Source organism: Algoriphagus boseongensis, assembly GCF_004362805.1.
GTDB lineage: Bacteria > Bacteroidota > Bacteroidia > Cytophagales > Cyclobacteriaceae > Algoriphagus > Algoriphagus boseongensis.
The window spans coordinates 346,508-357,980 of sequence record NZ_SNYF01000008.1; the positions used below are offsets into that span (position 1 = coordinate 346,508).

At 41.6% G+C, this 11,473-nt stretch carries 7 protein-coding genes; 3 read left to right on the plus strand and 4 right to left on the minus strand.

From position 1 onward, the window contains the following. Positions 1-254: 254 nt before the first annotated feature. On the plus strand, positions 255-1,370 hold the full coding sequence (locus DFQ04_RS15325) for a putative type IX sorting system protein PorV2 (protein ID WP_449353861.1): 1,116 nt from the start codon (positions 255-257) through the stop codon (positions 1,368-1,370). Further along, on the plus strand, positions 1,367-6,391 hold the full coding sequence (gene porU2 / locus DFQ04_RS15330) for a putative type IX secretion system sortase PorU2 (protein ID WP_133557449.1): 5,025 nt from the start codon (positions 1,367-1,369) through the stop codon (positions 6,389-6,391). The genes DFQ04_RS15325 and porU2 overlap by 4 nt, the downstream gene beginning before the upstream one ends. On the opposite strand, the gene DFQ04_RS15335 is transcribed toward porU2, so the two are convergent. Beyond that, on the minus strand, positions 6,388-7,083 hold the full coding sequence (locus DFQ04_RS15335) for a VTT domain-containing protein (protein WP_133557451.1): 696 nt from the start codon (positions 7,081-7,083) through the stop codon (positions 6,388-6,390). The genes porU2 and DFQ04_RS15335 overlap by 4 nt on opposite strands. Positions 7,084-7,215: 132 nt before the next feature. Between DFQ04_RS15335 and DFQ04_RS15340 the strand changes: the two genes are divergently transcribed. Beyond that, positions 7,216-8,361 (plus strand): cystathionine gamma-synthase, encoded by a 1,146-nt coding sequence (locus tag DFQ04_RS15340; RefSeq protein ID WP_133557453.1) that lies wholly within the window; start codon positions 7,216-7,218, stop codon positions 8,359-8,361. Here DFQ04_RS15340 and DFQ04_RS15345 read toward each other — a convergent pair whose 3' ends face one another. Genes DFQ04_RS15345 through DFQ04_RS15355 form a run of 3 tightly spaced genes read right to left on the minus strand, consistent with a single transcriptional unit; the run spans position 8,362 to position 11,444 of the window. Then, positions 8,362-9,195 (minus strand): hypothetical protein, encoded by an 834-nt coding sequence (locus tag DFQ04_RS15345; protein ID WP_133557455.1) that lies wholly within the window; start codon positions 9,193-9,195, stop codon positions 8,362-8,364. A 2-nt stretch (positions 9,196-9,197) separates the two neighbouring features. Next, the gene (locus tag DFQ04_RS15350) at positions 9,198-10,148 is read right to left on the minus strand and encodes a Smr/MutS family protein (protein ID WP_133557457.1); all 951 of its coding nucleotides are present in this window, start codon (positions 10,146-10,148) and stop codon (positions 9,198-9,200) included. Further along, positions 10,149-11,444, minus strand: coding sequence for a cryptochrome/photolyase family protein (locus DFQ04_RS15355; protein WP_133557459.1), 1,296 nt, complete (start codon positions 11,442-11,444; stop codon positions 10,149-10,151). Between the last annotated feature and the right edge of the window lie 29 nt (positions 11,445-11,473).

Consider the following 11,473-nt stretch of genomic DNA (forward strand, 5'->3'; position numbering starts at 1 on the left):
AGACAGGATAAATTTTCCACTCATTAGGCCAATAATGCCTGTTTAGATGAAATGGAGGCTAATTTTCTCTTGAAAATAGAATTTTTGAAATTTTTCTAAGTAAAAGTTGAAGCTTTACTACTCAGAAAAAATATGTCCCCCTGTGTAACATCCAAGTGTCCGCTGGTGTACAATTATTCGGGAATCGATTAAATTCACAGAGGGAATTCGCAGAGGGAGGGAAATTGAATTATTTTGTAGTTGTGAAAAAATCATTGAGGAGACTTTTACTCGTTTTTTTTGTCCAGGTTATTTTACTCTTTTCGGGGGCGGAGCTTTTGGCTCAAGACCTGACTCCTAAATATTCCAATGAATTTTTGAGTATTGGAGTTGGGGCGAGGGCTCTGGGAATGGGTGGCGCCCAAGTGGCAGCAGTACGAGATGTGACCGCAGCGTATTGGAATCCTGCAGCCCTAGCTGGAATTCGCCACAAATATGAATTTTCACTCATGCACGCTGAGTATTTTGCAGGGATTGCCCAGTACGATTACCTGGGATTTTCTAGTTCCTTGGGAGATCAAAACCAAATTGGGGTTTCGCTGATTCGGTTTGGTGTGGACGATATTCCCGATACGCGTTTTTTATATGATGCAAACGGAGCCTTGAATTACGATAATATTCAGTTTTTCAATGCTGCTGATTATGCCATGTTACTCAGCTTTGCCAGGGATTTTTCTGACAAACTTAAGGTAGGGGCAAATGCTAAAATCATTCACCGAAATGTTGGGAAATTCGCTCAGGCTTGGGGTTTTGGTTTGGACCTAGGAGGGATTTACATCCATAAAAAAATGACTCTTGGCCTGATGCTCAGAGACATTACCACTACTTATAATGCCTGGTCCCATAATGCGGATTTGGTTCGGGATATCTATTCCCAAACCAATAATGAGATTCCTGTCAATTCAGTCGAAATCACTTTGCCAAAGGCAATTGCAAGTATCGCTTACCAATGGAGTTTGGGCAAATCCTTTGGCTTATTGACTGCATTAGATTTGGAAACAACTTTTGATGGGGCCAGGAATACCTTGATATCTTCTCAGACTTTGAGTATTGATCCAAGAATTGGCCTGGAGTTGGGTTATAAACAAATGGCCTTCCTCAGGGGAGGGCTAAGCAATTTTCAGTACATCAAAGATTTTCAGGGACAAGAAAGTCTTGACTTTCTTCCAAGCATTGGCTTGGGAGTTTTGCTGAGTGAAAGGTTTCAGATCGATTATGCGCTATCTGATTTGGGGGACGTTTCAGAAAGTCCTTATTCACACATTTTCAGTGTAAAAGTGAGCTTGGAAAAGTTAAAAGACGAGGGAAAAAAATTTAAGGCTTGGCAATGAAATCGCGTTGGATAACTCTTCTTTTATTTTTCTTCCTGATTTTCAATCAGGGGTTTGCACAGGCTCCAGAACCGGTTTGGTACGACTATTCCTCGACCTATTACAAGATTCCTACTGCCCAAGACGGCATTTATCAGATTAATTCCCAGGCTTTGACTTCTTCTGGGATCAATCTTTCTACTCTTGATCCACGCTTTATCCGCATTTTTCATCGAGGAAAAGAAGTGGCTGTCCATATAGAGGGGCAGGACGATGGAAAATTCGATGCTGGAGATTTGATTCATTTCTTGGGGAAAAGGAATGATGCTGAGCTGGACAAAAAGCTGTATACCAAGTTTGAAAAAATCCCTAACCCCTACTACAATACCTATACGGATACCACTGCTTTCTTTCTTACGGTAACACCTGGAGTGGCTGGAAAAAGGATGTCGGTTCGCCCAGTGGCCAATGTAGGATTACCTCAAATCAATGGCTTTGAGACAGAACAACTTCAGGTTTTTTCAGAAAATTATTCCTTAGGAAGGGCTTATGCTTTTGGGTTCAGGTTGTCTTCCTACGATTTGGGGCAAGGCTGGATGAGTGGAATAATCAGCAAAGGGGCGAGTAGAGACTTCACTTTTTCGAACCTTGGATCTATCCCAAATTCAGGGACAGCCACCTTGGAAATTGGACTTGTTGGCCGATCTGAGTCCTCCCATTCAACAGTTATATCGGTCGGCCCTAATGCGTCTAGTCAGCGGGTTCTTACTACCACAAACTACAGTGGGTTTGAATACCCTCAGTTGAGTCTAAATCTTTCCATGAGCGATTTCAACACTAATGGGACTTTGGTGGTACGGGTAAATTCAAATGGCCCTGAAGCTACCGACAACACCTCGGTCGCTTATGCGAAAATCACTTTTAGGAGAAATGTTTCTTCTGGAGATTTTTCCTCTCAAGTGATGATTTTCCCTACAGGAAATCAGCAGGTTGTTCTTAATCAAGTTCAGGAGGAATATGTAGCCGTAGAAGAATCAGATCTTTTCAACGCAGAATGGATACCTGTTACCAAGCAAGGAACTGTAGCTAGGTTTGTCGCAACTGTCACTTCTAAGCCAAGTAAAATCCGGATCCAACAAAGGAAAAACTTGATCCAGGTTGGGCAAATGAAACCGGTTAAGTTCAGAAACTATTTGGCTCAGCCGGCAAACTTTATTTTAGTAGGGCATAGTGAGCTTGAAAAGCCAAGTAAGCAATTTCAAAATCCTTTAAAAGCTTATGCGGCTCATAGAGCATCCGCTGAAGGGGGAAGATTCGATACGCTGACCATCCGAATGGAGGAAATTTATGACCAGTTTGCGTATGGGGAAAAATCTTCAGTCGCGCTTTATGAATTCCTCAGAGCATACTATCCAGTCCATAAGCCTACACATCTTCTTTTGGCGGCTCGATCTTTGGCCATTTTTGCACAAGGAAGAATAAACAATCAAACTGTATTTTATAGAAATGGCCCCTCGGCATTTTCCTTTCAGGATTTGGTGCCTGTAGCAGGGTTCCCTTACTCTGATAATGCTTATGTAGTCGGCCTTGACCCTCAAAATCCCGAATTGCCTGCAATGGCAGTAGGAAGAATCCCTGCCAAAAACTCCCAGCAGCTCTCAGACTATTTGGGTAAGGCAATTGAAAAAGATCTATTGGGAGCGACAGAACCCTGGCAAAAGGAGATTCTTCATTTAAGTGGAGGCCTATCTGAATTTGAACTGGAGCGTTATTTTGCTTTTCTAAATAGCTTTAAAACTATTGCAGAAGGCCCATACCTCGGTGGGTCGGTAAAAACTTACCGCAAGAGATCCAATTCTGTAGTTGAGGTAATTGATATTACCGGGGATTTGAATTCAGGGAAGAGCCTTTTGACCTTTTTTGGCCATGGTGCTCCCACGGTGATTGACATTGAAATTGGATTTGCTTCAGACCCAACCTTAGGCTATGCCAATAAGGGTAAATACCCAGTTATGCTTTTCAATGGCTGCGATTATGGGGAGGCATATTCGACTTTTTATACCCAAGGAGAAGATTGGGTGATTACTCCGGATAAAGGTGCCTCTCATGTCATGGCGAATACTGCGCTTGGTATAGACGTGTACCTGAGATTTTATTCAGATCAGTTTTATAAAAAATCATTTGCGGACAGTAGTCTGATCTATAAAACAGTAGGAGAGATCAAGCAATTAGCTGAGCAGGATTTCCTCAGAATTTACGGGCAAAATCCTTTGATTTATTCTCATATGGAACAGATGGTCATGTTGGGTGACCCTGGTGCTCGAATGTTTCCGGCAAATAAGCCGGATTATTCCTTGAAGGCAGGCGAAGTATCCTTGGGTACTTTTGATGATAGTCCTCTTTCAGCCATTTCAGATAGCCTTAAACTTAGCTTTGCGCTTAGAAATATCGGAATCACCAATTCTGATTCTATCGAATATCGGGTATCAAGGAAACTTCCTAATGGAACGGAGATCCAATTTGACCCAGTGAAAATAGCCTCAGTTTCGAGGCTGGACACCTTGACCTTTTCCGTTCCCAATCTTGATTTGGAAGCTGCCGGAGATAACGTTTTTACCATTTCAGTAAACGCCAATCGAGTGGTGGATGAAATGACTTTTTTGAATAATACTATTTCCTATACGGCATTTATCCCACTAAGCGGCACGGTAAATATCTATCCAGTGGATTTTGGAATAGTCAATGAAAAGGAAATCAAACTCATTACCCAGGCACCTGGAAAATTAAAGGAAAACCGAACCTTGATCATCCAGCTGGATACTACAGCCAGATTTAATTCATCCTTTAGAAAGGAAATACGCTTAACTACTTCCGGATTGGCTGAGTGGCCTGTAAGTCTTTCGGCTGGAAATGATTCCACAACTTATTTCTGGAGAAGTAAGTTTCAGGAACCACTTCCCGGAGAATCTGAGGCATGGACGGTTAGCAGTTTTTCTTTTATCCCGAATGGACCTAATGGATGGACTCAGCGGGTTGGTGACCAATTGAGGTTGAATCAACTGGATAATCTTTCGATCAAGGAAAACACCAAAACTTGGGAATATTTAAAGCAACAGTCGGTAATTGAAGTGTTTACGGTTGGAGCTGGGGTTGATTCCCTGACTTTTAGAAATACCCAGTTTTACCTAAATCAAATTCCCCAAATCATCGATAATGCGAACAATGCCAACAGCAGGCTTTGTCCAAATGGATCTCTTGGGATGGTTTCTTTTGATTTTAAATCTCTTTTGCCTTACCTGGCTATACCTATTCCTGGCTTTGACATCTTGGATGCCAGAGCTTGTGGCCGTGTCCCTCAAATGATCCAAAGCATTCAAAACTCTTGGATTACCACTCCCGGAAATACTTTCCTTCAGGATTATGTCAGGGCAGTTAGAGATGGGGATTATGTGGTCATTTTCTCAGTTGGGAATGTGAATTTTGATGCTTGGCCTGAAAGAGCCTATGAAAGCTTAAAGCAATTTGGAGCTAGCGAGGCTACTTTGAGAGCTTTGAGTAATGGTGATCCATACATCCTTTTTGGAAGAAAAGGAATGAGGCCGGGTGAAGCCATAGAAATTGTAGGAAATCCAAATTTTGAAGTTCCTGCCAGACAGCAGACCTTGAGATTCGATACCCAAGTAGAGGGGTATATTACCAAAGGAGTCATTTTAACTCCTAGAATTGGCCCGGCAAGTACTTGGGAAAGATTCTTCCAAAACATCAACACCCGAAACTGGATCCAAGAGGAGGAGACCTATTTTGATATCTTGGGTGTTCGGGAAAATGGACAAGAAGATTTGATTCTTTCTGAGGTTAGGGATCAGGAAATAGACCTTTCTTTCGTCAATCCTACCAATTACCCTTACCTCCGGCTCAAGTATAGCATGGATGATTCGACCTCTACTGCTCCAGCGCAGTTGGACAAGTGGCAGGTGAATTTCGAGGGTGTTCCTGAAGGAGTTTTGGTTCAAAAAACACCTGGTGAACCCATTCGCTTGAGAGAAGGACAGAATGCCCAAATCGGATTTGTTTTCAGGAATGCATCCCGTTACAATTTTCTTGATTCGATTCAGGTGGATTGGAAGATTACCAATTTGACCTCGAAAAAAGTCGAGAATTTTAGTAAGAAATTCCCTTCTCTACCTGCTGGAGAATCGCTGGAGTTTGTCGTTGATTTTTCCAGTGTTGGAAAAGCCGGAGAAAACGAGTTGGAGGTTTTTGCCAACCCGAGAATTCAGCGCGAGCAAAACTTCAGAAATAATGTGATCAAGCTAGGGACGGCTTTTGTCGTGGAGGGTGATAATTCCACCTCTCTTTTGGATGTAAACTTTGATGGGGTCTATATCATGGATGGGGATTTGGTTTCTCCCAATGTAATGATCACCGCCTTGCTCAAAAATGACCAGACTTTGCTCTATAAAAAGGACACCGTTGGCATGGAAATTTTCCTGAAGAAGAACTGTGAAGCCTGCCAATTCCAGCGGATCAACTTTTCTAACCCAAGCGTAACTTGGTCCCCGGCGTCAGAGAATGAAGATTTCAGGGTTTCTTTTATCCCTGGACCTTTGGAAGATGGAATTTATACGCTAAGGATCACCAATGAGAATTCAAATCAACCCTATGAGATTACTTTCGAAGTAGTCAATGAATCTCAAATCAGTAATTTCTATCCATATCCGAATCCGTTTAGCACTTCGGTGAGGTTTGTGTTTACTTTGACCGGTTCTGAAATTCCCGATGAGATCAAGATCCAAATCATAACTGTGACTGGAAGGGTGGTTCGGGAAATTTTACAGGATGAATTGGGTCCTATCCGGATAGGAAATAACATTACAGAGTATGCTTGGGATGGGCGTGATGAGTTTGGAGATCAACTTGCAAATGGGGTTTATATTTATCGGGTACTGATCCGAAAAAATGGGCAGTTTATGGAACATAGACCTACCGCAGGTGATAGAGGATTTACCAAGGGATATGGTAAAATGTACCTGTTACGTTAGGATTTGTTTTTTTTCCAACTCCAATAAATTCCCCCTGTACTTAATAGAAGCAGGACAATCAAAATAACCCATTGCATGGGATGATTGATGGCTTCTCTTGCTCCTAAGAATGAATTTGCAATCATTCCTGTGATAAAAGCGATGAGGGTTCTTGGGAGCATTCCAGGTATCCCAAACAAAAGGACTTTTTTTAGTGGAACACCCAAGGAGGCGAAGAGGAAATTCGAAATAGCAAATGGAATCACAGGGCTGATTCTGACGAAAAAAATGAGGCTTGCCGATTGCTTTAGTCTAGATTCAATCTCCTTTTCTAAAGAAGAATTTTTTCGATAAAGGAGGGGCATAAAGTCTGAATTGAGTTTTGACCCTAACCAATACCCCAAGCAATTCGCCAAAATGTATCCAAGCACAAGGTCAGGAAAGCCTATCCAACCCAAAAAGAATCCGCAAGCCAAAGAGGTCAAGGTAGTTGGCAATAAAGCAAGGCCTAAAATCAAGGCAAGAAAAAGTGAAAGTATCAGGTGATCCCAAATGGAAGCCAATGTGATTTGCTCCAACCAAAAGTATTGGGAAATCAACAAAAGGGATCCCAAAAAAGGGGTGAAACTGACCCAAAACCACCCAGCTATGGCTTGGGGATGAGTACCGAAGTACTCACCTAAAAGTTTGAAAATGCTGGGCTTTTTTGACATCTTTGCGGGGCTAAAGTAGGGAAAACGCCTCCAATTAGGCAAGAATCTATAAGGTTTGGAAATTTCACCCTTTGAAATCTAAACTGGCCCAAAATTCGAAATTTTAAGATCCAACGCTTCAATTCATTATCCATGAAATTTGGTACCAAAGCCATTCATGCCGGTGTCAGTCCTGATCTTTCTACAGGAGCAATCATGACTCCGATTTTCCAGACTTCTACCTATGTTCAGAAATCCCCAGGAGATCATTTGGGATACGAATATAGCCGGACACACAATCCTACCAGAACTGCCTTGCAAAACAGCCTTGCTGCACTGGAAAACGGAAAACACGGAATCTGCTTTTCATCCGGACTTGGAGCTATCGACGCTGTAGTTAAGCTATTCAACCCAGGTGATGAAATCATTTCCACTAATGATCTGTACGGAGGTACTTACCGGCTTTTTACAAAAGTTTTTGAGCGCTATGGAATCAAATTCCATTTTGTTCCTATGGATAAGCCAGAGACCATTGCTTCTCATGTGAATGAGAAAACCAAAATGATCTGGGTAGAAACCCCAACCAACCCAATGATGAATATCATTGATATCAAGGCGGTTTCAGAAGTTGCAAAAAAGCATGGATTGATTTTAGCAGTAGACAATACTTTTGCTTCTCCTTTCTTGCAAAACCCTCTTGATTTAGGTGCTGATATAGTCATGCACTCAGTAACCAAATATTTGGGAGGTCACTCCGATGTGGTGATGGGAGCTTTGGTGGTCAATGACGATGAATTGGCTTCCAAGCTAGTTTTTCTTCAAAATGCCTGTGGCGCTACTCCAGGTCCTCAAGATTGCTTTTTGGTTTTGAGAGGAATCAAGACTCTTCATCTTCGTATGGAGAGACACTGCCAAAATGGTAAAACCATCGCTGCTTTCCTGAAAAACCATCCTAAAATTTCCAAGGTTTACTGGCCTGGGTTTGAAGATCATCCAAACCATTCCATTGCCAAATCCCAGATGAGAGATTTTGGAGGAATGATTTCATTTACTCTGGTTGGCAATAAGCTGGAGGATGCTAAAAAGGTGATGGAGAATCTTCATCTGTTTGCTCTTGCTGAGTCCCTGGGAGGAGTGGAATCTCTTTGTGGGCATCCAGCAAGCATGACGCATGCTTCAATCCCAAAGGAGGAAAGAGAAAAAGTAGGTTTGGTGGATTCCTTGATCCGACTAAGTGTCGGTGTGGAGGATGCTGAGGATTTGAAGAATGACCTAGCGCAAGCTTTGGCTAAAATCTAATCAGGAAGAAATTTTCTGAAGTAATTGGATGGCCTGTTTTTCTATTTGGGAAGACAGGCCTTTCTTTTCTACCCGAAGTTCTTTTGCCCAGTCGAGATATTTTTTGGAGGGGTTTTCTCTTTCAGCAAGAAAAGCCGACAAGGCTTGCAAAGTCAAATGATTGGTGTACCAAGGCTTGAGATTTTCCTTGAGCGACTGAATTTCTTGGTGGATTTGGTTGATGAAAATCGGATTGAAGCCAAGGTGTACCAAAAAGTTTTCCAGCATAATTATCCTTCTTAAACTTTCAAATAGCTGAGAAAAAGCCTGGGTACTCAGTGGAGTCCTGATATCCTGGTGTAAGAATTCCAACTCTTCCTGAACCAGTTGATTGATAGCGGTACTGATCATTAAGGGTTTGATGCCTTTGCTACTTTCATAGGTTTTGTCAAGCAAATCCTCCCAGATTTTTAAGGGACTCCCCACCATCAAATCAAAGGCATCTTTTTGGCCTTTTCGCTTTTGAGAAAGAAGGTAATCCGAAAAACTATCCATTTTCACCGCACTCAGTGTTGTTTTTTCCTGAATGCTTTTTTCGACCAACTTGAGGTGCTGGATTACACGAAGTGATCTTTTAAGTTTTTTGAAAGGAGAAAAGAGGTTGGTTCCCAGGTTTTCTTTCCCGAAATAGATTTTGGACAAAAGATCAGCGTACAATTCCAAAAACTCCAATTTGCCCAGGAGCTCGATGGCTTTCTTGGATTTAATCTGCTTTCCTAAAACGAGAAATAGTGCTCTCGCCTCTTGATGCTGCTGCTCAAAAATTTGGAATACCGGGGATGTTTTTGCCTGCATACTTAGGAAATTCTCACCAGTGTGGCACCGTAGCCCCACTGGTCTTTCTGAGTGTCCTGAAAGTACTTAATATTTCCTAATTGACTTAATCGCTTGTGAATTTCTTTTCTAAGTACCCCATTCCCTAAACCATGAATAAAGGTTATTTCGTCCATTCCAGAGGCAATTGCCTGATTTAGATTTTTCTCAAAAATCTCCAATTGGATTCTCATTTTTTCCGAATTGCTCAATTTTTCCGGATTGGGATGTAGCTCCTCAATATGCAAGTCAATGGATCTGGGAGGTTTTTGGACTGGAGTAGGTTTTGGTGTGGCCACAATTTCCTGAAGCTCAGAATTGAGACTTCTGATGTCGAGCTCCTTGGTGGTTTGTTCCAAAGCAAACAAATAACCGTTTTTGCCGAGAATTGGCATTTTACTCAAATGCTTGAAAAATTGGGTTGGCTTCACTTTCAGTTGCTTTTCAAAAGGTGCGATTGCCTTTTCCAATTTATTCTGGATAGGGATAAATCGGAGCAAGAATGCAGGCCATTGATCCATCTCTTTGAGCATTCGATCATCGATTTTTTTGGCTTCTCCAGAAGAAAGATTTCCCGCAAAAAGTGTCCTGGTATTATCCCCATAGACTTCAGAGGCGTGAGCCAAATAGTTTTGCCGACTATCATTGATCAGATAAATACTATGGTTTTGATCATTGATCGGAAGAAATGCCAAATAAAGCCCTTGGTCCTTTGGAGCTGAAATAGGCAGAGGAGCTTCTGTTTCTTTTTCGGGATTTGGGTTTTCTCCAAAATAAGATTTCTCGGCAGCCGCAATCAAAACCACCTCGGATTTCATGGCAGGAATGACAAATCCGTCCTCTATTTCCACTTCAATCCTCCCTCCAGAAGAAACTTTTCGGATTATCCCTTCTTCTTTACCGTGTAGGAGTCGGACTCTGTCGCCAATGTTCATTTATTCTAATGCTTTTTTGTAAGTATCGATTGCTCTTTGTCGGGCAAATTTATGATCTACAATGGGTTTTGGATAGGATGAAGTACCGATTTCAGGCACCCATTTTTTGATATACTTGAGGTCTTTGTCAAATTTCTCAGTTTGAGAGTCTGGGTTAAATACCCTAAAATAAGGTTGGGCATCAGTTCCTGTACCTGCAGCCCATTGCCAACCCCCATTATTAGAGGCAAGTTCAAAGTCGAGTAATTTTTTGGCAAAATATCGCTCTCCCCATCTCCAATCAATCAATAAGTGCTTGGTCAAAAATGAAGCTACGATCATCCTTACCCGATTGTGCATATATCCGGTGGAGTTGAGTTCTCGCATTCCCGCGTCTACGATGGGATAACCGGTTTTACCTTCACACCATGCTTCGAATTCCTGTTCATTATTTCTCCACGGGATTCTATCGTAGGCTGGCTTGAAAGCTTTATCTATTACTTGTGGATTGAAAGCCAAAATCATCATGTAAAATTCCCTCCAAATCAGCTCATTGAGGAAGGTTTCATTGAGCTTAAAAGCTTTTAAGGCAAGTTTTCGAATAGAAATCGTTCCGAAACGGAGGTGAATTCCCAATCTGGATGTGCCATCTATTGCAGGGAAGTTTCTGGTCTTATCGTAATGTCTGATGATTTCCTGATCGGCCAGTTTAGAAGGAATTTCAATTTGGGTTTTCTGAAATCCCAAATCTTCCAAGCTCACCTTAGGAAGAGCTGAGGTTTGAAATAAATTTTTCCAGTTTGCTTCTTCCAAAGGCTGAATAGAATTCTGCTTGAATTTCTCCAGCCAAGATTTACTAAATGGGGTAAATACTTTGTAGAATTCCCCGGATCCATTTAGGATTTCTCCGGGCTCAAAAATCATTTGATCTTTAAAAGTTAGGAAAGGGATGTTTTTTGATTTGAGCAACTTCTCGATTTTCTGGTCTCTTTCCTTTGCATAGGGTTCATAATCCCGATTAGTGTACACGGCCTGAATATCGAATTCTTCTACTAATGCCGAATAGACATTCTCAGGTTTGCCATGTCGGATTAGCAGAGAACTGCCTTTTTGCTCCAGTTTTTCCTTAATTCCCAAAAGCTGGTTTAGGATAAACTCAACCCTAGCATCCTCCTTGTCTTCAAGCTTGTCAAGAATGTGGGAGTCAAAAATGAAAACAGGTAGAATATCTTTTTCTTGTTGTAGGGCATAAAATAAACCAGTGTTGTCTTCTAAGCGAAGGTCCCTGCGAAACCAGAATAGGGTAATCTTTTTCATTTTCTTTTTTTAAAGGAAAAAGAATTTAT

Excerpts from the sequence above, each read along its gene's own strand:
- porU2 (WP_133557449.1), top strand. The coding sequence starts at position 1,367 with ATGAAATCGCGTTGGATAACTCTTCTTTTATTTTTCTTCCTGATTTTC.
- DFQ04_RS15335 (WP_133557451.1), bottom strand. The coding sequence starts at position 7,083 with ATGTCAAAAAAGCCCAGCATTTTCAAACTTTTAGGTGAGTACTTCGGT.
- DFQ04_RS15340 (WP_133557453.1), top strand. The coding sequence starts at position 7,216 with ATGAAATTTGGTACCAAAGCCATTCATGCCGGTGTCAGTCCTGATCTT.
- DFQ04_RS15345 (WP_133557455.1), bottom strand. The coding sequence starts at position 9,195 with ATGCAGGCAAAAACATCCCCGGTATTCCAAATTTTTGAGCAGCAGCAT.
- DFQ04_RS15350 (WP_133557457.1), bottom strand. The coding sequence starts at position 10,148 with ATGAACATTGGCGACAGAGTCCGACTCCTACACGGTAAAGAAGAAGGG.
- DFQ04_RS15355 (WP_133557459.1), bottom strand. The coding sequence starts at position 11,444 with ATGAAAAAGATTACCCTATTCTGGTTTCGCAGGGACCTTCGCTTAGAA.